This is a genomic window from Caulobacter sp. FV1ye6ST (assembly GCF_058681225.1).
The window spans coordinates 4184666-4205371 of sequence record NZ_CM178733.1 but is presented as its reverse complement, the minus strand read 5'-3'; the positions used below and the strand labels follow the sequence as shown (position 1 = coordinate 4205371).

18 protein-coding genes and 1 pseudogene are annotated in these 20706 nt (G+C 67.7%); 9 read left to right on the top strand and 10 right to left on the bottom strand.

All coding sequences use genetic code 11. The features are described from left to right. Positions 1 to 27 precede the first annotated feature (27 nt). A complete protein-coding gene (locus ACW175_RS19990) occupies positions 28 to 210 on the bottom strand; it encodes an antitoxin (RefSeq protein ID WP_492101710.1) in 183 nt (60 codons plus the stop codon). A gap of 63 nt (positions 211 to 273) precedes the next feature. On the opposite strand from ACW175_RS19990, the gene ACW175_RS19985 reads away from it, so the two are divergent. The 4 genes from ACW175_RS19985 (at position 274) to ACW175_RS19970 (ending at position 7521) form a co-directional block, all read left to right on the top strand. Further along, a complete protein-coding gene (locus ACW175_RS19985) occupies positions 274 to 1671 on the top strand; it encodes a glutamine synthetase family protein (protein WP_492101709.1) in 1398 nt (465 codons plus the stop codon). After that, positions 1664 to 2929, top strand: coding sequence for an NAD(P)/FAD-dependent oxidoreductase (locus tag ACW175_RS19980; protein ID WP_492101708.1), 1266 nt, complete (start codon positions 1664 to 1666; stop codon positions 2927 to 2929). Before ACW175_RS19985 ends, ACW175_RS19980 begins: the two co-directional genes overlap by 8 nt. Before the next feature lie 56 nt (positions 2930 to 2985). Beyond that, the gene (locus ACW175_RS19975; RefSeq protein WP_492101707.1) at positions 2986 to 5007 is read left to right on the top strand and encodes a tetratricopeptide repeat-containing sulfotransferase family protein; all 2022 of its coding nucleotides are present in this window, start codon (positions 2986 to 2988) and stop codon (positions 5005 to 5007) included. A 141-nt stretch (positions 5008 to 5148) separates the two neighbouring features. Then, positions 5149 to 7521, top strand: a complete 2373-nt coding sequence (locus tag ACW175_RS19970; protein WP_492101706.1) for a TonB-dependent receptor — start codon at positions 5149 to 5151, stop codon at positions 7519 to 7521. 31 nt (positions 7522 to 7552) lie between these two features. On the opposite strand, the pseudogene ACW175_RS19965 reads toward ACW175_RS19970, so the two are convergent. Next, positions 7553 to 7742 (bottom strand): annotated as a pseudogene (locus tag ACW175_RS19965) (hypothetical protein); the annotation flags it as partial. 21 nt (positions 7743 to 7763) lie between these two features. Between ACW175_RS19965 and ACW175_RS19960 the strand changes: the two are divergent. The 3 genes from ACW175_RS19960 (at position 7764) to ACW175_RS19950 (ending at position 10719) form a co-directional block, all read left to right on the top strand. Next, positions 7764 to 9053 carry an amino acid permease gene (locus ACW175_RS19960; protein WP_492105014.1) on the top strand — a complete coding sequence of 430 codons (1290 nt, stop codon included), beginning with the start codon at positions 7764 to 7766 and terminating at the stop codon, positions 9051 to 9053. After that, positions 9050 to 10330, top strand: coding sequence for a Xaa-Pro dipeptidase (locus ACW175_RS19955; RefSeq protein ID WP_492101705.1), 1281 nt, complete (start codon positions 9050 to 9052; stop codon positions 10328 to 10330). The genes ACW175_RS19960 and ACW175_RS19955 overlap by 4 nt, the downstream gene beginning before the upstream one ends. 149 nt (positions 10331 to 10479) lie before the next feature. Continuing rightward, positions 10480 to 10719 carry a hypothetical protein gene (locus tag ACW175_RS19950; RefSeq protein ID WP_099575868.1) on the top strand — a complete coding sequence of 80 codons (240 nt, stop codon included), beginning with the start codon at positions 10480 to 10482 and terminating at the stop codon, positions 10717 to 10719. Here ACW175_RS19950 and ACW175_RS19945 read toward each other — a convergent pair. From ACW175_RS19945 to ACW175_RS19920, 6 genes are all read right to left on the bottom strand, one after another. Beyond that, on the bottom strand, positions 10716 to 11303 hold the full coding sequence (locus tag ACW175_RS19945; RefSeq protein WP_492105013.1) for a TetR/AcrR family transcriptional regulator: 588 nt from the start codon (positions 11301 to 11303) through the stop codon (positions 10716 to 10718). The genes ACW175_RS19950 and ACW175_RS19945 overlap by 4 nt on opposite strands. Positions 11304 to 11314: 11 nt before the next feature. Further along, a complete protein-coding gene (locus tag ACW175_RS19940) occupies positions 11315 to 12457 on the bottom strand; it encodes an aromatic ring-hydroxylating oxygenase subunit alpha (RefSeq protein ID WP_492101704.1) in 1143 nt (380 codons plus the stop codon). 157 nt (positions 12458 to 12614) lie between these two features. Continuing rightward, a complete protein-coding gene (locus tag ACW175_RS19935; protein ID WP_492101703.1) occupies positions 12615 to 14246 on the bottom strand; it encodes a phytoene desaturase family protein in 1632 nt (543 codons plus the stop codon). Between the two features lie 74 nt (positions 14247 to 14320). Beyond that, complete coding sequence (locus tag ACW175_RS19930; RefSeq protein WP_492101702.1) at positions 14321 to 14599, bottom strand: hypothetical protein; 279 nt, start codon at positions 14597 to 14599, stop codon at positions 14321 to 14323. Positions 14600 to 14602: 3 nt separating this feature from the next. Then, a complete protein-coding gene (locus ACW175_RS19925; protein ID WP_492101701.1) occupies positions 14603 to 15019 on the bottom strand; it encodes an ankyrin repeat domain-containing protein in 417 nt (138 codons plus the stop codon). A gap of 8 nt (positions 15020 to 15027) precedes the next feature. After that, complete coding sequence (locus ACW175_RS19920) at positions 15028 to 15309, bottom strand: hypothetical protein (RefSeq protein WP_492101700.1); 282 nt, start codon at positions 15307 to 15309, stop codon at positions 15028 to 15030. A gap of 56 nt (positions 15310 to 15365) precedes the next feature. Between ACW175_RS19920 and ACW175_RS19915 the strand changes: the two genes are divergently transcribed. After that, positions 15366 to 15617: a hypothetical protein gene (locus ACW175_RS19915; RefSeq protein ID WP_492101699.1), complete on the top strand. Its 252-nt coding sequence runs from the start codon at positions 15366 to 15368 to the stop codon at positions 15615 to 15617. A 178-nt stretch (positions 15618 to 15795) separates the two neighbouring features. Here the strand turns inward: ACW175_RS19915 and ACW175_RS19910 are convergent, their stop codons facing one another. After that, complete coding sequence (locus tag ACW175_RS19910) at positions 15796 to 18864, bottom strand: efflux RND transporter permease subunit (protein WP_492101698.1); 3069 nt, start codon at positions 18862 to 18864, stop codon at positions 15796 to 15798. Between the two features lie 4 nt (positions 18865 to 18868). Then, positions 18869 to 19957 (bottom strand): efflux RND transporter periplasmic adaptor subunit, encoded by a 1089-nt coding sequence (locus ACW175_RS19905; RefSeq protein ID WP_492105012.1) that lies wholly within the window; start codon positions 19955 to 19957, stop codon positions 18869 to 18871. 76 nt (positions 19958 to 20033) lie between these two features. Here ACW175_RS19905 and ACW175_RS19900 point away from each other — a divergent pair, with 76 nt between their 5' ends. Then, a complete protein-coding gene (locus ACW175_RS19900) occupies positions 20034 to 20666 on the top strand; it encodes a TetR/AcrR family transcriptional regulator (protein ID WP_492101697.1) in 633 nt (210 codons plus the stop codon). Positions 20667 to 20706 lie beyond the last annotated feature (40 nt).

Genomic DNA, 20706 nt, shown 5'->3' with positions numbered 1-20706 from the left:
TGTCGGCGAAAGCGCGGTCGGTCCAAACTACTTCCGCCACGAATATGGCGTGGGCAGCTGGTTAGGCGTCCCAAGGGATTTCAGCCACTCAACCACACGCTCATGCGGCACGACCCGACCAGCCGCGATATCGGCGTCTGCTTCAGCCATCGCTTGGCGGTCGGCTTCGTCTTCCAGCGCGTCGAAGATGTCGGGTTCACGCTCGGCCATGCCCTACGATAGCAGAAACTTTCCGAGAACAAATCGGGAAAAACCGAGCTTTTGGAGCGCGTCATGAAGCCCAAGCACAACAAGGCCAAGCGCGAGACCACGCTCAATCGGGGCGTCGCGTCGCTGGAGGAGGCCCAGGCCTGGTTCGCGCGCCAGAGCATCGAGGAGATCGAGTGCGTGGTGCCTGACTTGGCCGGCGTGGCGCGCGGCAAGATCATGCCGGTGCGCAAGTTCCTGGGCACGCCGTCGATGAACCTGCCGCTGGCGGTGTTCTACCAGACCATCACCGGCGACTTCCCCGAGTTCGAGGGCGCGGTCAGCGCCGTGCAGTCCGACACCGACATCTTCCTCACCCCGGACTTCGCCACCCTGGCCGCCGTGCCGTGGGCGCAGGACCCGACGGCCCAGGTGATCCATGACGCCTTCCACCCCGACGGCCGTCCGGTCGAGGAGGCGCCGCGCCAAGTGCTGCGGCGGGTGCTGGCGCTGTACGCCGAGAAGGGCTGGGTCCCGATCGTGGCGCCGGAGATCGAGTTCTACCTCGTCGACAAGAACACCGACCCCGACTACCCGCTCAAGCCCCCCATCGGCCGCTCGGGCCGGCCGGAGACCGGGCGGCAGGGCTATTCGATCAGCGCGGTCAACGAGTTCGATGCGCTGTTCGAGGACATGTACGAATATTCCGAGCGCCAGGGCCTGGAGATCGACACCCTGATCCACGAGAGCGGCGTGGCCCAGATGGAGATCAACCTGCGCCACGGTCCGCCGCTGGAGCTGGCCGACCAGGTGTTCATGTTCAAGCGCACCATCCGCGAGGTGGCGCTGGAGCATGAGATCTACGCCACCTTCATGGCCAAGCCGATGGCCAGCGAGCCCGGCAGCGCCATGCACATCCACCAGTCGATCGTCGACAAGGACGGCAAGAACCTGTTCTCGGACAAGAAGGGCGAGGAGACGGCGCTGTTCCACGGCTTCATCGCCGGGCAGCAGACCTATCTGCCGGCGATCATGGCCATACTGGCGCCGTACGTGAATTCGTATCGCCGGATCGCCAAGGACTCGGGCGCGCCGGTCAACACCCAGTGGGGCTATGACAACCGCACCTGCGGCCTGCGGGTGCCGCCGTCCGACCCGGCCAACCGCCGGCTGGAAAACCGCATCCCCTCGTCCGACGCCAATCCGTACCTGGCCATCGCGGCCTCGTTGGCGGCCGGCTATCTGGGCATGACGCAAGGCCTGACGCCCAGCGCCCCGGTCGCCACCGACGCCGGCGCGGCCGGAATCCAGCTGCCGCGCAGCCTGTCGGAATCGCTGAAGCTGTTCGAGCAGTGCGAGCCGCTGGTCGAGATCCTGGGTCCGATCTTCTGCCAGGCCTATGACCACGTGAAGCAGGCCGAGTACGAGACCTTCATGCGCACGATCAGCCCGTGGGAGCGGGAGTTCCTGCTGCTGAATGTCTGACGTCTACGGCGCTGGGAACTGGTACGCCGACACGGCGTCCGGTTTCCTCGATTTGCCGCCGCTCGACGGCGACGCCGAGGTCGATGTCTGCATCGTCGGCGCGGGCTTCACCGGTCTCGGGGCCGCCCTGGCGCTGGGCGGCAAGGCCATTGTGCTGGAAGCCGGCCGCGTGGGCTGCGCCGCGACGGGGCGTAACGGCGGGCAGGTCCATACCGGTCAGCGGCGCGACCAGGCCTGGCTGGAGAAGACCGTCGGCCGAGATGACGCCATGGCCCTGTGGCGGCTGGCCGAGGACGCGCGGGCGCATTTCGCCACCCTGACCGATGCGATCGCCTGCGACTGGCGGCCGGGCATGATCCACGCGCGCCACAAGCCGGACGGCGAGGCCGAGGACGCGGCGTATGCGGCGCTGATGGCCGACCGCTACGGCTACGACCAGTTGGCGCTGATCGACGAGGCCGATCTGGCCGCCGAGCTGGGAACCGATGTCTATCACGGCGGCCTGATCGATCGCGGCGGCGGCCACGTGCATCCGCTGAAGCTGGCCCTGGGCCTGGCGCGCGCGGCGATGGCGGCGGGCGCGGTGATCCACGAGAGCACCCGCGCCGAAAGCTGGACACGCCAGAGCGGCCGGATCGTCGTCGAGACCGCGACCGGCCGGGTGACCTGCGACCAGCTGATCCTCAGCGGCGATGGCCTGTTGAACGCCATGGCCGGCAAGGCGCCCGACCGGGTCATGCCGATCAACAACTTCATCGCCGTCACCGCGCCGCTGGGCGACTTGGCCGATGACATCATCCGCTCGAACGCGGCGGTGTCGGACAGCCGCTTCGTGGTGAACTACTTCCGCAAGACGCCCGATGGCCGGCTGCTGTTCGGCGGCGGGGAAAACTATCGGCCGGGGTTTCCGCGCGACATCGCCCGGCTGGTCCGCGAGAACCTCGCCAAGGTCTATCCTCGACTGGCCGCCGTCCCGCTGACCCACGCCTGGGGCGGGACCCTGGGCATCACCCTGAGCCGAATGCCGTTCGTCGGCGAGGTCGCGCCGGGCGTGCGGGTCGCCTCGGGCTATTCCGGGCAGGGGGTCATGCTGGCGCCGTATGTCGGCAAGCTGCTGGCCGAGGCGGTGTTGGGCGAGACGGAGGGCGTCGACCTGCTCTCGCGCCTCCCCACCCCGCCGTTTCCGGGCGGGCGCCTGCTGCGCTGGCCGCTGACCGTGGCGGGGCTGAGTTGGTACGCGTTGCGGGATCGGCTGTAGCGCGCGCGTCGCGAGCCGCATTGACACGCTCCCCGGCGCTCCGCTCTCCTTGCCGCATGACCACCACGACCGCCCAGCCCGCCATGAGTCTCGCCGAGGCGCTCGAACATGCCGAGCGGTTGCTGGAGGTCGATCCGCGCCTGGCGGCCGAGCAGGCGCGGGCGATCCTGGAGGTCGTGCCGCGCCACGCCGACACCACCCGCGTCCTGGCCGCCGCCTTGCGGCTGTCGGGGGATCCCGAGGCCGCCGCCGCGACGGTCGGGCCGCTGGCCCAGGCCCTGCCGAACCTGCCGCTGGCCCAGCTGGAGCTGGCGTTGAGCCTGGAGCAACTGGGCCGCACCGCCGAGGCCGTCCGCGCCTTTGACCGGGCCAGCGCCCTGGAGCCGCGCCTGTCGGAAGCCTGGCGGGGGCTGTCCGAGAACCTGGAACTGCTGGGCGACAGCGCCGGCGCCGAGAAGGCCCTGGCCCGGCAACTGCGCGCCTCCACCCGCGACCCGCTCCTGGTCGAGGCGGCGACGGCGCTGTCCGACAATCGCCTGGGCGAGGCCGAGCGGCTGCTGCGCGAACGGCTTAAGCAAGACGCCGGCGACGTGGCCGCCATCCGAATGCTGGCCGAGACCGGCGCGCGGCTGGGCCGCTATGCCGACGCCGAGGGCCTGCTGACCCGCTGCGTCGAGCTGGCGCCCAACTTCGCCGCCGCGCGGCACAACCTGGCGACCATGCTCTATCGCCAGAACAAGAACCTCGAGGCCCTCGCCGAGATCGAGACCCTGACGGCCAAGGACGACCGCCATCCGGGCTACGCCAACCTGCGCGCGGCGATCCTGGCGCGCCTGGGCGAATATGACCGCGCCATCGCCGTCTATGACCGGGTGCTGGCCGACTATCCCAACCAACCGAAGGGTTGGATGAGCTATGGCCACGCGCTGAAGACGGTGGGGCGTCAGGCCGACTGCGTCGCCGCCTATCGCAAGGCCCTGGACCTTCAGCCGACCCTGGGCGAGGCCTGGTGGAGCCTGGCCAATCTCAAGACCGTCAAGTTCACCGACGCCGACCTCGCCGCGATGACCGAGGCCCTGGATAGCCCGGACCTGTCGGATGAGGATCGCCTGCACCTGCACTACGCCCTGGGCAAGGCCTTGGAGGACGCCGGCCGCTGGGACGAGTCGTTCGCGCGCTACGCCGAAGGCGCGGCGATCCGCCGGACCCAGCTGGGCTATGACGCCGCGGAGAACACCGCCGACACCGCCCGGACCAAGGCGGTGTTCACCCCCGCCTTCCTGGCCGCGCGGGCGGGGCAGGGCTGCGCCGCGCCCGACCCGATCTTCATCGTCGGCCTGCCGCGCTCGGGCTCGACCCTGGTGGAGCAGATCCTGGCCAGCCACTCGATGGTCGAGGGCACGATGGAGCTGCCCGACCTGATCGTCATGGCCCGGCGCCTAGGGGGAAAGACCGCCACCCGCGCCGAGTCCTCCTATCCGGAAAGCCTGGCCGACCTGTCGCCCTCCGACCTGAAGGCCCTGGGCGAGGAGTTCCTGGAGCGCACCCGCGTCCAGCGGAAAACCGGCCGGCCGTTCTTCATCGACAAGATGCCCAACAACTTCGCGCACGCCGGGTTGATCCACCTGATCCTGCCGAACGCCAGGATCATCGACGCCCGCCGCCATCCACTGGGCTGCTGCTTCTCGGGCTTCAAGCAGCACTTCGCCCGGGGGCAGGCGTTCAGCTACGACCTGACCGACATCGGCCGCTACTACGCCGACTATGTGGCGCTGATGGCCCACTTCGACGCGGTGCTGCCGGGGCGCGTCCACCGGGTGATCTACGAGCGCATGATCGAGGATCCGGAAGCCGAGATCCGGGCTCTGCTGGACCATTGCGGCCTGCCGTTCGAGGCCGCCTGCCTGTCGCCGCACGAGAACGACCGCGCCGTCCGCACCGCCAGTTCAGAGCAGGTCCGCCGCCCGATCTTCAAGGACGCGGTCGAGCACTGGCAGAAATTCGAATCACACCTGGACCCGCTGAAGCAGGCATTGGGACCTGTCCTCGACGCCTATCCGGATGCGCCCGCTATTTGACCATCCGCCCGGCGTCCTCAGCCGCGCCTGCCATTTCTGCAACACTTCAAGGAATTGACATCAAACTGAAATTTCCAATCTTGCCGGACGCTTGAGGCAGGTCGAACCTCGTTCGATCAAGACCTCAAGGGGAGCGACTATATGTCGTCGGGTTCGGTCCGTTTGAAGAAGGTCGGCATGTGTTCCGCCGCCTTGTTCGCATCTACAATGTTCACCACCGTCGCCTACGCTCAAGCGCAGGCGCCGCAATCGTCGACCGCTCTGGAAGAAGTGGTCGTCACCGCGCAGAAACGATCGGAAAACCTGCAGGACGTGCCTGTCAGCATTCAGGCGATCGGCGGCGAGAAGCTGGAGCAACTGCAGGTCGCGTCCTTCGTCGACTATGTGAAGTACCTGCCCAGCGTGTCGTTCACGACCTCGGGCCCGGGCTTTGGCCAGGTCTATATGCGCGGCGTGGCCAGCGGCGGGGACGGCAACCACTCCGGCTCGTTGCCCAGCGTCGGCGTCTATCTGGACGAACAGCCGGTCACCACCATCCAGGGCGCCCTGGATATCCACGTCTACGACATCGCCCGGGTCGAGGCCCTGGCCGGTCCGCAGGGCACGCTGTATGGCGCCAGCTCCCAGGCCGGCACGCTGCGGATCATCACCAACAAGCCGACGACCAGCGGCTTCAAGGCTGGCGTCGACGTCGAGGCCAACAAGGTCGACCACGGCGGCACGGGCCACACGGTCGAAGGCTTCGTCAACATTCCGCTGTCGGACAAGATGGCCGTGCGGGTGGTCGGCTGGGACGTCCGCGACGCGGGCTATATCGACAACGTGGCGGGCACGCGCACCTATACGCGCGGCGACACCGATCCGACCAACGACGTGACGATCAACAACAAGGCCCGGGTCCGCGACAACTACAATAGCGTGTACACCCAAGGCGGCCGCGCGGCCCTGCGCATCGAGGTCGACGACAACTGGGTGATCACGCCCACGGTCATGGGTCAGGTGCAGAAGGTGGGCGGCCTGTTCGCCTTCGATCCCAAGGTCGGCGACCTGAAGGTCTCGCACTTCTACCCGGAAAGCAGCAAGGACAAGTGGGTCCAGGCGGCCCTGACCATCGAGGGTCAGATCGCCAATCTCGACGTCACCTATGCCGGCTCGTACCTGAAGCGTAACGACGTCACCAACTCGGACTACACCGACTACTCGTACTTCTACGATCAGGTCGGCTACGGCTTCTACTGGACGGACAACGCCGGCAACCTGGTCAATCCCTCGCAGTACATCCAGGGCAAGGACCGCTACCGCAAGGAAAGCCACGAAATCCGCATCGCCTCGCCGCAGGACCAGAAGCTGCGGTTCGTGGTCGGCGGCTTCTACCAGAAGCAGCAGCACCACATCTTCCAGAACTACAAGATCGACGGCCTGGGCAGCACGCTGTCGGCGCCGGGACATACGGGCACCATCTGGCTGACGGCGCAGCAACGGATCGATCGAGACAAGGCCGTGTTCGGCCAGGCCGAGTACGACATCACCGAGAAGCTGATGCTGACCGCCGGCATCCGGTTCTTCAAGTCGCACAACACCTTGGCCGGCTTCTTCGGGTACGGGGCCGGCTATGGCTCGACCGGCGAGCGGGCTTGCTTCGCCTCGACGGTCAAGGTCGACGACGCCCCCTGCATCAACCTGGACAAGGGCACCCAGGAGAGCGGCAACTCGCCTAAGGTGACGCTGACCTACAAGTTCGACAGTTCGAAACTGGTCTACGCCACCTATTCCAAGGGCTTCCGGCCGGGCGGCATCAACCGCCGCTCGACCCTGCCGCCCTACCGCGCCGACTATCTGGAGAATTACGAGGCGGGCTGGAAGACCACCTGGCTCAACAACAGCTTCCGCTGGAACGGCGCGGTGTTCATGGAGGACTGGAAGAACTTCCAGTTCTCGATCCTGGGCGCCAACGGCCTGACCGAGATCAAGAACGCCAACCAGGCCCGCATCAAGGGCGTGGAAAGCGACATCACCTGGGTCCCGGTCCACGGCCTGACGATCAACGCCTCGGCCGCCTATACCGACGCCAAGCTGACGGCGAACTACTGCGGCTTCACCGACGCCTCGGGCAATCCGGTCAGCACCTGCGCCTCGCCGCAGGCGCCGGACGGCACGGTCCTGCCGGTCACGCCGAAGTACAAGGCCAACCTGACGGCGCGCTACGCGTTCAGCCTCGCCGACTGGGACGCCTTCGCCCAGGGCGCGGTCGTCGGCCAGTCCGGCAACTGGACCGATCTGCGCCTGAAGGAGCGCGCCATCATCGGCCGGCAGAAGGGCTACACGACCGCCGACTTCTCGGCCGGAGTCGACAAGGATGGCCTGTCGATCTCGCTCTATCTGAAGAACGCCTTCGACAAGCGGGCCAGCCTGAACCGCTATGCCGAGTGCGCCGAAAGCGTCTGCGGCGCCCAGTACTACATCGTCCCGAACCAGCCCCGCACCTTCGGGGTCAAGCTCGGGAAGACGTTCTAGGGAGCGGGAAGGGGAGGCCCATCATTCCCCTTCCCCCCGTCATTCCCGCCCTTGTGGCGGGAACCCCTGGTTCAGCTGACACGTGAGACGCAAGCGGACTGCTCAGCAGTCCGCCCCTCCCGCACCTGCGGCGGATAGAGGGGTTCCCGCCACGAGGGCGGGAATGACGAAAAAATAGGCGGGGCGGGATTGGGAGTGAGTTCAGAGTGAAGACCTCGGATCCAAGACCCCTCGGCCTGTGGATGTGCACGGCCCTGGTCGTGGGCAACATGATCGGCTCGGGCGTCTTCATGCTGCCGGCCTCGCTGGCGCCCTACGGCTGGAACGCCGTCATCGCGTGGATGCTGACCATCGGCGGGGCCCTGTGCCTGGCCTTCGTCTTCGCGCGGCTGGCCGAGGCCTTTCCCCGCGCCGGCGGCCCGCTGGCCTATACCCAGGAAGCGTTCGGACCGACGGCCGGCTTCATGGTCGCTTGGGCCTACTGGATCTCGATGTGGGTCGGCAACGCCGCCATCGCCACCGGCGGGGTCAGCTATCTGTCGGTGTTCTTCCCGGCCCTCGGCAAGGTCCCGGGGCTGGCCGCGCTGGTCACCGTCGCCGTGGTCTGGGCGCTGACGGCGGTCAACTGCTGGGGCTCCAAGTCCGCGGGGCGCCTTCAGGTAGTCGCCACCATCCTGAAGCTCTTGCCGCTGATCGCCGTGGCCGGCCTGGCGGTGGTCATCCTGGCGCGCAAGGGCGGGGCGGCGGTGACGCCGTTCGAGCCCTCGCAGCTGTCGGCCGGCGGCATCACCGCCGCCGCGACCCTGACCCTTTGGGCTTTGCTCGGCCTGGAGTCGGCCACCGTGCCCGCCGACAAGGTGTACGAGCCGACCCGGACCATCCCCCGCGCCACCCTCTACGGCACGGCGTTCACGGGCCTGATCTATCTGGTCGTCTGCTCGGCGGTGGTGCTGCTGTCGCCCGCCGACCTGTTGAAGCACTCCAACGCCCCGTTCGCGGACTTTGTCGGCTATCACGGCGGCGGCGACCTGCGGCTGGTGCTGGCCGCCTTCGCGGCGATCAGCGCCTTCGGCGCCCTGAACGGCTGGGTGCTGCTGCAAGGCGAGATGCCCTACGCCATGGCCCGCGACGGCGTGTTCCCGGCCTGGCTGGGCAAGGTCGGCAAGCGCGGGACGCCGGTGCGGGCCCACGTGTTGTCCAGCGCCCTGCTGACCGTCCTGGTGCTGATGAACTACGCCAAGTCGATGGCCGACCTGTTCACTTTCATCGCCCTGCTGGCCACCTCGGCCAGCCTGTTCACCTACCTGTTCAGCGCCTGCGCGGCCCTGCGCCTGCAGCAGAAGCATCGGATGGACGCCTCGATGCTGCTGACCGTCCTGGCCATTCTGGCGGCGGTCTATTCGATCTGGACGCTCTACGGCGCCGGGACCTCGGCGACCCTGTGGGGCGTGGTGCTGCTGCTGGCCGGCCTGCCCGTCCGCTTCCTGACCGCCCGCGCGGCGCGTCCTGTTCCGCCGGAGACTGTCTCGTGAAGCTTAAGTCCCTCGCCCTGCTGGCGGCCCTGGTCCCCACGATCGCCAGCGCCCAGGTCTCCTACGTTCGCGCCGGCAAGCTGGTCGACCCGCGGGCCGGCAAGGTGCTGACCGACCAGCTGATCCGCATCGAGGGCGAGACGATCACCGCCGTCACGCCGTGGAAGACGGCGCCGAACGACGGTCCTCTGACCGACTGGTCCAAGCTGACTGTCCTGCCCGGCCTGATCGACATGCACACCCACTTGGTCGACCAGGAGCAGACCGAGAACATCGCCGAGCCGCTGCTGACCACGGCCGCCTATCAGTCGTTCATCGCCGCCGACCACGCCCGCAAGACCCTGATGGCCGGCTTCACCAGCGTGCGCGACGTTGGCACCTGGCGGGCGTTCGGCGACGTGGCCCTGCGCGACGCGATCAACAACGGCCTGACGCCCGGTCCGCGCATGTCGGTGGCCGGCGCCTATATCACCGTTCCCGGCGGGGGCGGGGAGGTCACCGGCATCGCCGCCGACGTCGGCATCCCGGCCGAGATGCGGGTGGGCGTGGTCGAGGACGCCGCCGACACGCATCGCAAGGCGGCCAACATCCTGGCTCACAAGGCCGACTTCCTGAAGCTGATCGCCACGGGCGCGGTGCTCACCGTCGGCACCGAGCCCGGCCAGTTGGAGCTTTCCGAGGATGAGATGCGCGCCGCTGTCGAGGAGGCCGCCAAGCGGGGGACCTACGCCACCGCCCACGCCCACGGGGCCGAGGGCATGAAGGTCGCCATGCGGGCCGGGGTCCGCTCGATCGAGCACGGCTCGCTGATGGACGACGAGGCCATCGCCATGATGAAGGCCAAGGGCGTCTATCTGGTCGCCGACATCTATGACGGCGACTGGATAGACGAATACGGCAAGGCCCACGGCTGGCCCGCCGAGACCCTGCGCAAGAACTTCGAGACCACCGAGGCCCAGCGCGAGGGCTTCCGCAAGGCGGTGAAGGTCGGGGTCAAGATCGCCTTCGGCACCGACGCCGGCGTCTATCCCCACGGCCTCAACGCCCGCCAGCTGTCCTACATGGTCAAGTACGGCATGACGCCGATGCAGGCGATCCAGTCGGCCACGACCGTGGCGGCCGAGCTGATGAGCAAGACTGGCAAGGTTGGCTGCGACGCGCCCGGCTGCTACGCCGACCTGATCGCCGTGCCCGGCGATCCGCTGGCGGACATTTCGACCCTGACGCGCGTGCCAAAAGTGATGAAGGGCGGCGTCGTGGTGAAAAACGAGCCGTGATCTTGCCTCAAAGTCGGTGAAAAAGCGCACAGCGCGTCGTGGTCCGGACCATGCATTGTGCATCGCAACGCAATTTGATTGTGCGATAGCGAAACAACTGTCATGCCAACGTTGTTAGTCACACGTTGAGTAGGTCCAAGGAGGTCTCCATGACCGAGAATCACTATTACGTCCGCCCGGTCGCCGGTGTGTGGCATGTGACCTGGAACGACTCGGCCGAACTGATCGGCTGCTACTCCTCGCAACATGAAGCCGAGTCCCTGGCTCAACTGCTGGCCCGCCACATGCGCGAGCAGGGCCGCAAGGGTCAGGTTCACGTCGACGAGCCGGAAGTCCGCACGCCCTCGTGGGGCCGCAACCGCGCGGCGCACCAGGCGGCGGCGGCTTAAGTTAGCCAGCTCTCCAGCGCGCGCGTCACGATCGCGCGCGCGTCGTCCGGGCTGAAGGTCGCTGGATCGAGGCACAGCTCCAGCCACAGGCCGTCGACAGTCGCCGTCAGGGCGATGGCGGCCAGGCGGGTGTCGGCGACGTCCGCTTCGCTCAGCAGTTTCTCCAGTCGCGCCCGGAAGTCCGCGTAGGACGCCGCGTGGATCGCGGCGATGCGCGGCTTGGTCTTCACCAGGCTCCAGAACCCGATCCATGCGGCCAGCAGTCGCGGGTCCAGCACCGGGGCTGCGAAGCTGGCGCCCAGATAGGCCAGCAGCCGCTCGCGCGGCGTCGGGCCGGCCGCCTCCAGCGCGGCGTCGAGCGCTGCATCGATCCGCTGGCTGACGGCCTCGTAGGCCGCGGCGATCAGGTCGTCGACACCCTCGAAATAGTGGCGCAGCAGGCCCGGCGAGACCCCGGCCTCGGCGCAGATGGTTCGCACCGAGGTTCCGCCGACCCCCTCGCGGGCCAGGACGGTCTCGGCGGCGGCGACCAGGGCCTGGCGGCGGACGTCGGCGGTCTCGCGGGTGAAGGCGGCGCGCAAGATCTAGCCCTCCCTCACCACCCCTCCGGCGGCCTTGCCAGCCGGCTCTCGGGGATCAGCGCGCGCATCTTGCGGCCGAAACTCCGCAAGCTCACCTCGCTGGTCGCCAGCGGTCCCGCCGTGAAGGTCCGCGAGGCCATGCCCTGCTGGACGCGGGCGACCAGTTCGGTGTCCTCGGCATTGACCTGGCGGTTGATGCGCCAGTTCAGATACCGCGCGGCCTTCATCTCGCGCCGGTCGTCGGGCAGGGCGTAGGCGATCTCGCGGATCATGGTCTGGGTGGCCGAGACCGGGATGAACTGCATGAAGTCCACCTGGTCCGGATAGATGTCGAAGGCGAAGTTCGGCCACAGCTTGAAATAGGTCCACAGCCGCTTGCGATCGTCCGGCAGGTGCGGGACGTCGGGCAGCAGGTCCTGATAGAGCCGCTCGGACGGGCTCTCCGACGGTTCGTCGATCAGATGGCCCCACATCTTGTCGACGAAGGTCCTGGCCTCGACGCCATAGCCCTTGCCGAACAGCCGGGTCAGGCCGGGATGGGCGACCGGGATGTGCAGGCCGTCCGAATAGTTGTCGCTGATGTTCTTCCAGTTCACGTCGCGCGGCCGCAGGGTGACGCGGCCGAACGGTTGCAGGTCCTCGAAGCGGTAGGGAGCGACCTCGTCCTCGTAGGGGGCCATCATGGTGGCGACTCTGGGGCCATCTCCCTCGATCCGCACGAAGACGAAGCCGCGCCAGACCTCGGTCTCGATGCTCGCCAGGCCCTGCTTGTCCATCTCCAGCGCCGGATAGTCGTCGCGCATCGGCACGCCGATCAGCCGGCCATCGAGGTCGTAGGTCCAGGCGTGGTAAGGGCAGACGATCCGCCCGCCGCAGCGACCGACCGGACCGTCCAGCAGCCGCGCGCCCCGGTGGCGGCAGACATTGGCGAAGGCGCGCACGCCGCCGTCCTTGCCACGCAGCACGACCAGGCTCTCGCCGACGAAGTCGAAGGTGTGGAAGTCGCCCGCCTTGGGGATGTCGTTCAGGTGGCAAACGATCTGCCACGAGGGCCGGAAGATCTTGTCCTGCTCCTCGCGGAAGAACCGCTCGGAGCCGTAGATCCAGCCGGGCAGGCCCCAGTCGCAGAGGGGGTCTTCGTTGGAGAGGGCGGTCATCGCGGAGAGCCTCCGATGAAAACGCTCTCCCTCCCCCTTGGATGGGGGAGGGGCAGGGGTGGGGGTGACCCGGTTTCAGGAGAGGGCGCGGCCAGCTCAGCAGCCACCCCCATCCCCAACCCTTCCCCCATCCAGGGGGAAGGGGGCATGAACACGCTCACCGCCCCACCACCGACAGCTTCAAGGCCGTGACGAAGTCCTTGTCCCTCAGGATCTCGCGCGCCGCGTTTCGCCCCGGATTGCCCGACACCCCGCCGCCGGGGTGCGTGCCCGCGCCGCACATGTAGAGCCCGGCGATCGGCGCCCGGTGGCTGGCGTGGCCCAGGAACGGACGGGTCGCCCACAGCTGATCCAGCGACATGTGGCCGTGCATGATGTCACCGCCGATCAGGCCGAACTTCCGCTCCAGGTCCAGCGGCGACAGGATCGTGCGGCCCAGCACCGAGGCCTTGAAGCCCGGCGCCCACCGCTCGACGGTGTCGATGATCAGGTCGGCGGCGGCTTCGCGCTCGTCGTCCCAATCGCGGCCGTTCGGCAGGGTCGGAGCGAACTGCTGGCAGAACAGGCTGGCCACGTGCTGGCCCGGAGGCGCCAGGGAGGTGTCGATGGTCGAGGGGATCAGCATCTCGACGATCGGGGACTTGCTGATCCCGTCCCCTTTCGCGTCGCGATAGGCGGCGTCCATGTAGTCCAGGCTGGGGGCGATCACGATGCCCGACTGGTGGTGCTCGGCGGTCTCGCGACCCGGCAGGCAGGTGAAGCTGGGCAGCTCCGACAGCGCCACGTTCATGCGGAAGGTGCCCGAGCCGTTCTTGTAGCCGTCGACGGTCTTGCGGAAGTCGGCGGTCAGGGCCGAGGGCGCGACCAGCTTCTTGTAGAGCAGGGCCGGATTGACGTTGGCGCTGACGATCGGCGCCATCACCTGGCGGCCGTCGACCAACTGCACGCCGACGGCCTTGGCTCCATCGACATGGACAGCCTCGACGGGCGCGTTCAGCAGGATCTCGACCCCGGCCGCCTCGCAGGCCTTGGCCATGGCCTGGGTGATCGAGCCCATGCCGCCGACCGCATGGCCCCAGGCGCCCTTCTTGCCGTTCACCTCGCCGAAGGTGTGGTGCAGCAGCACATAGGCCGACCCCGGCGAGTCCGGGCTGGCGAAGTTGCCGACCACGGCGTCGAAGCCGAAGGCGGCCTTGACCGCGTCGCTCTCGAACCAGCCGTCCAGCACGTCGCGGGCGCTCTTGGTGAACAGGTCCAAGAGGTCGCGCTTTCTCTGCCGGGAGAGCATGGCCAGCCGTCCGCCCTGGCGAAGGCCGCGCAGCAGACCCGGCAGGCCATCGCCCAGGTTCGGCGGCGTTTCCTGGGCGAAGTCGCGCAGGACGTCGCCGATCTCGTCCAGCATGGCGTAGTAGGCCGGCAGCACCTCGGCGTCGCGATAGCTGAACGCGCGGAACGCTTCCTGAGTACGCTCCAGCCCGCCGCCCAGCTTCAGATAGCGCTCGTCGCTGATTGGCAGGAAGTTGGAGATCGGCCTCTCTAGAAACGTCAGGCCATAGTCGTGCAGGCCCATGTCGGCGATCACCCGGGGGTTCAGCAGGCTGACCGTGTAGCTGGCGACCGAGTTGCGGAAACCGGGGTGGAACTCCTCGGTCACCGCCGCCCCGCCGACCACCCCGCGCGCCTCGCACACCGTGACCTTCAGCCCGGCCTTGGCCAGGTAGAAGGCGCAGACCAGGCCGTTGTGTCCCCCGCCGATGATCACGGCGTCGCGGGTGGTGGTCTCGGCCATGGTGATGCTCCCCAGAGTAGGCGGGGAGGTTGCTATACGATCGTACAATAGGCAAGTGGCGAGCGAGAACAGGCCTAGATTGGGCGCCCCAGAAACCACGCCGTCGCAACAATGAAGCGCTCGGCGTGCTCCGGAGATGCGAACGGACCCACCAGCGAGCCTGAGTGGCGATCTACGAAGGTCGTCCCTTCAAGGCATTCGCGCTCCAGGAGATAGGTCTCGCCGTTGGAGAACTCGCGAACCTCGGCGGCGCGCTTACCGTCCTTGCTGTAGAGGGTGCAGGCCGTTCGGAAGTTCCGCCCGTAGAGTTCTGATTTTGCCGCTCGCCTGAACAGCCTATCCCACCACGCCATCGGCTAGCCGCCATTCCATTTTTCGTGGTCACGAATGAGAGACGCGATTTCGTAATGGCCGCCAACATCCGCTGTCTCGGAAGGGGGCTGTTTCCACTCATTGTGCAGCTTATGAGATGCGCCTGCCGCGAGTAGAGCCATCACTACGGATCGATTTCCTGCCATCGCGGCATAGTGGAGAGGCGTATGGCCGAGATCCCCTTTCGCGTTGACGTCACAGCCTAGCCGCAACAGGTCCCAAACGTCTTCAAGGCGGCCTCGATAGGCTGCGCGATGAAGAACGGTATCGTCGTCGACGTCGCGGCTGTCGATGGAGGCGAATAACGTGCCATCCGGAAGCTCATACGCCGCCGCGATCTGGTCGAACGACCGCTCGGTGTATGCGGGGCTTGAGCCCCTCCGCAGACCTTTCGATCGCATCGGTTCCCTCATCCGGTGGGGTGATCGCTTTGAGTTTCCTCGGGCGCTAGGACGTGCGGATGGTATTGCGCATCCCACTCGTCCTTGCGGAGATAGATTTTCCCGTAAGCGATAACCGTTTGACCATCGTTGTAGGCCTTTGTGGACATGAGCAGATCGCCTATCCCGTCCCGATCGAGATGAAGATGCTCGTTGTCTTCGTCGAGCGCCTGGAGCGCATTGATCAGCTTCGAACGACCAGCCTCATTGACGTAGAGCTCAAAGAACGAACCATTGTCCGAGATGGTCATGGTGATGCGGGGCTTATCCATCGTGAAGGCTACATCCTCGAATTCAGCGGTTCTGGATGAGCGCTCTCTTGGTCAAGATGAGCAACGGCGCCAGGACTGCACCAACCAGAAAATACAAAACTGAGTTCGACGCGACGATAGCGACCATCCAAAAGCCGACAGCGTTTTTGCTGATGCCCGAAAGGCTCATCATGAAAATGGCCGAGGGCCAGAAAACCAATCCCCATTCAGGGAAGCCGATCGAGGGATTTAAGCAAAATAGCGCTATGGCGACAAACAACCCCATTGCGGCGCACGCCAAGCCGTAGCGGAAGGCGCGCACCCATAAGGGCTGAGTGCTTGGCGTTTTAATCATCTTCCGCCGATGCCTCCGTGGGAATAGAAGTCCCTCGGTGGCAACTATGGCGACAGCGGGTAAAGCGGGCGTTCGCAGCCCTCCCGTCAAGCGGATCGCGGCTTTAGGGTTTTGCTCTTGGGATAGAGCTCCTAAGCCCCCTCCGCCTTTCCCCGCGCCGTCAGCCAGTACATCACCGGCGTCGCGACCCGGCTCAGAAGCGTCGAGGTGATCAACCCGCCGATGATCGCGATGGCCAGGGGCGAGTAGAGGCCGGAGCGCTCCAGGGCCAGCGGCAGCAGCCCGCCGATCGCCGTCACCGAGGTCAGCAGCACCGGCAGGAAGCGCACTTCGCCGGCCTTTTCGATGGCGTCGTGCAGGTTCATGCCTTCGCGGCGCAGCTGTTCGGTGAAGTCGACCAGCAGGATCGAGTTCTTGATCTCGATGCCGATCAACGCGATCACGCCGATCGTGGCGGTGAACGACAGGGAATAGCCGGTCAGGGCCAGGGCCAGCACCGCGCCGAACACCCCGAACGGGATGATGCCGGCCACGACCAGGGCGGTCTTGAACTTCTGGAATTCCAGAACCAGCACGGCCAGGATCCCGAACACCGCCACCAGCACCGCCGCGCCGAGGCCCGCGAAGCTCTCGGACGCGGCCTCGGCCTCGCCGCCCAGCGACAGGCGGTAGCCCGGCGGCAGCGGCAGCTCCTTGTTCAGCCGCGCCAGGGCGTCCTGGGTGACGCCCGACGCGAGAAAGCCGGTGCGGACCCACGAGCTGACGGTCACGGTCCGCTCGCGGTCGAAGCGGTCGATGCGCGAGGGGCTGGATTTCAGGCGCGGGGTGGCGATGGCGTCCAGTGGGGCGGCCAGGCCGTCGGCGGTCGGGACATAGACCCCCTTCAGGGCCGAGAGCGGATTGCGCGCCGCGCCGTCGGCCTGGGCCATCGGTAGCCGCACCTTGACCGCGTAGTCGTCGCCGTCCGGATCGCGGAAACGGGCGGTCTCCTCGCCGGACAAAGCCAGGCGGGCGATGCGCCGCGTCGCGCCGGCCTGCACGCCGAGCGCCGCGGCCTTGGCCTCGTCGACGCCCAGGTCGAGGTCTGTGCGGTCCAGGCGCACGGGGTTGGTGACGTCGCGCGTACCGGGCGTGGCCTTCAGGATCGCCTCGGCGCGGGCCGCCAGGGCCTTGAGCACGTCGAGGTTCTGCCCCGTGAGGCGGACGGCCACCGGCGCATCGATCGGCGGGCCGTTCTCGAAGGTCTGCACGCTGATCCGCGCGCCGGGATAGTCGGCGAAGGCCTTGCGCAGGCGGTCCAGCACCTGCTCGCTACGGCCCGGCTCCCAGCGCTTGAGGCTGACGAAGACTTCGGCGAAGGTCGTGGCGCTCTCGCGCTGGGTCTTGTTGTAGAAGATCTGCGGATTGCCGCGGCCGAGGTTGGCGGCTTCCCAGATAACGTCGGGTTCGGCCCTGACGCGTTCCTCGACGTAGCGCAGCACCTGGTCGGTGCGGGCCAGGGACGCGCCGTCGGGCGTCTCGATGCGGATCAGGAACTGCGGCGTCTCGGCGGCCGGGAACAGCGACGAGCCTACAAGCTTCACCAGCGGAACGGTGGTCACGCAGATGGCCAGCAGGATGGCCATGGCGACCCACGGCCTGGCGAGGGCGCGATGCAGCACCGGTCGATAGAAGCGGTGGATGCCGTCATTGACCGCCCGCAGCAGCGCATTGCCTTCGGGATCGGAGTGCTTGTCCAGCAGGCGGCTGGCCAGGAAGGGGATGATGGTCATCGAGACCAGCAGCGAGGCGGCGATGGTGCACAGCACGGTGACCGGCAGCGACTTGATATAGGCCCCCGAGCCGGCCGGCAGGGCCATCAGCGGCAGGAAGGCCAGCATCAGGGTCGCCGTGCAGCCCAGCACCGCCAGGCTGATCTGGCGCGTGCCGTTGATGGCCGCGTCGACCCGGTCCTCGCCCTCGCGCACCCGGCGGGCGATGTTCTCGGTGATGACGATGCTGTCGTCGACCAGCAGGCCGAGCGCGAGCACGAAGCCGGCGATCGACAACTGGTTCAGGGTGAAGCCCAGAGCCTGCAGCATCGTCAGTCCGATCAGCAGGGACAGCGGGATCGAGACCATCACCACCAGCCCGGCGCGCGGACCCAGCGGCAGCAGGGTGATCAGCACCAGGCACAGGGCGATGCCGAAGTCGCGGAAAAGGTTGTTCAGCCGGTGCTTGACGTTCTCGGCCTGGACGAAGCCGCGCTCCATCTTCACCCCGGCGGGCAGGGTCTTCTCGTAGTCGTCCAGCACCCGCTGCACGCCCTTGGTGATCTTGGCGACGTCCTGGCCGTCCTTCTGGTTGACGGTCAGGAAGATGGCGCGTTTGCCGTTGAAGCGGGTCAGGTGGGTCGGCTCGGCCTGGGCCCAGGCCACCTGGGCGACGTCGCGCACGCGGGTCACCTGGCCGCCCAGCGAGCGGACCGGCGTGTCGCCGATCGTGGCCAGGTCGTGGAAAGCCCCGCCGGACTTGACGTTGAAGCGCCGCTCCCCGGCCTGGACCGCGCCGATCGGCGCCTCGGCCCCGGCCGCTTTCAGGGCGTCGACGACGGCGGTGGGCGGCAGCTTCAGGGCCGACAGGCGGGCCAGGTCCAGCGTGACCTGCACCTCGGACGGCGGCGCGCCCCAGTACTTCGCCTCGCGCACGCCCGCCACCCGGTCCAGCCGTTCGCGCAGGCGGTCGGCGGTCTTCTCCAGGCGGCGCATCGGCAGGATGTCGGAGGTCAGGGCGACCTGGACGATCGACACCTCGGTGGTGCGGATCCGTTCGATCTCCAGCCGCTGAACGCCGGCCGGCAGGTTGCCGCGGATGGCGTTCACCTCGCGCACCACCTGGTCGAACTTGCGCTCGGTGTCGACGTCCCAGGTGAAGTGGACGCGGATGACCGCCGCGCCGTCCACGGCGGTCGACTCGACCTTGTCGATGTCGTCCAGGCCGTCGACGGCGTCCTCGATCGGGTCGACGATCAACTGCTCGATCTCCGACGGCTCGGCCCCGGGCAGCACCGCGCGGACCACGACGATCGGCGTCGGGAAGTGCGGGTCTTCCGAGCGCGGCACGGTGTTGAAGGCGTTGATGCCCAGCATGATCAGCAGGCCGAAGGCGACGAGGGTGAACTGCCAGCGACGGACGGCGAAGGTCGCGAGATCGAACTTCACGGCCCTACTGTCCCTTGGAAGCGTCGAGACGTTTCGGATCGATGACCCGCACGGCCTCGCCGTCGGCCACGAAGCCGGCCCCCGCCGTGATCACCTGGGCGCCGTCGGGCAGGCCCGAGACCAGGGCGTCGTCGCCGTCGAAGCCGCCGAAGCCGACGGCCATGCGCCGGGCCTTGCCCTGGTCGAACCGATAGACGAAGGCCCGCTGGCCGGTGGCCTCCAGCACCGCCTCGGCGGGGATGCGGGCATAGGCCGTCGTGGCGCCCGGCGCGGTGCGAACCGACAGGCTGGCGTGGGCGACCTGGCCGCTGCGCAGGGCGGCGGGCGGGGCGGAGAGCTCGATCTCGACGCTGATCGCGCCGGTGCGGGTGTCGGCGGCCTCGCCGACGCGCGTGACGCGGCCGTTGAGTACTTGGTCTCCGAAGTCCTCGACCCGAACCTGCGCTACATCGCCGACTCGGACCCGCGCGGCTTCCCGCGCCGAGAGCGGCAGCCGCAAGACGAGAGGGCTGGAGAGGTCGGCGATCCGCGCCACCACCTGGCCGGCGGCCACCACCTCGCCCGCCTGGGCGCGGCGCTCCAGCACGACCCCCGAGGCCGGCGAGACCAGGCTGGCCCAGCGGCGGTCGAAACGGGCGGCGTCATAGGCGGCCTGGGCGGCCTTCAGGGCGCTCGTCCGATCGTCGATGCGCTGGCGGCTGACATAGCCCTTCTCGAACAGGGTCTTGTCACGTTCGACGTCTCGACGGGCGCGCTCGAGGTCGGCGGAGGTCTGCTGCTGGCGAGCGTCGACCCCGGCCGGATCGATGGCGGCGACCAACTGGCCGGCCGAGACGCGGTCACCGGCCTCGACCTTCATGGCGGTCAGCACGCCGGGGATGCGGAACGACAACGCCATCTCGCGGCGGCGCTCCAGCGTCCCGGCGCCGGTCACCGCGCCGGCCGCGCCGGGCGCGGCGACGCGGGCGGCCTCGACCGGCGTCGGCGGCGTCGCCGCCTCGGTCGCGGGCTTGCCGCCACAGGCCGCGAGCGCCGTCGTCATCAGCAGCGCCGCCAGGGGAGGGAGCGGGGTCCGCCACATAAGCTGTTCCAAATCGATCAATGATAAGTTATCAGTGATTGATAGCGTTTGCTTGTCAAGCTTGGATAGCAGTGGTCAACGACTTGAGATGAAGTCTCCGCAGACGCGTTCGCCGCGTAAACCCAAGGGCCAGGGCGCCGAGCGCCGCGAGGAGATCCTCGACGCCGCCCAGAGCCTGTTCGCTCAGAAGGGCGTCCACGCGGTCTCGACCCGCCAGATCGCCGAGATCGCCGGCATCTCGCAGCCGGCCCTCTACGCCTATTTCACCACCAAGGACGACATCGCCGCCGAGCTGTGCGTGCGGGCCTTCGCGATCCTGGGCCAGCGGATGGCCGACGCCCGCGTGGGCTACACCCCGACCACCGAGAATTTCGATCGTTGCCTGCGGGTCTATATCGACTTCGGCCTCGACCATCCCGATGCGTACCGGGTGGCCTTCATGCTTGAAAAGAGCGTCGATGGCTCGTTTCTCGAGAAGACCGGCGGCAAGCCGATGGCCGCCGGCAAGGAAGTCTTCCAGGTGTTCGTCGAGATGATCGGCGAGCTGCACGCCGGCGGGCTGATGGCCGGCGACGACGTGATGGCCGCGGCCCAGTCGCTGTGGGCCGGACTGCACGGCCTGGTGTCGCTGCTGATCGCCCGGCCGGAGTTCCCATGGGTCGAGCGCGAGGCGCTGATCGCCACCCATGTGGCCATGCTGCGCCGAGGCGCGCTCAAATAGCGGGGCGTTGAAGTCGAGGGCCGGGGCCTCTAAGTGAGCG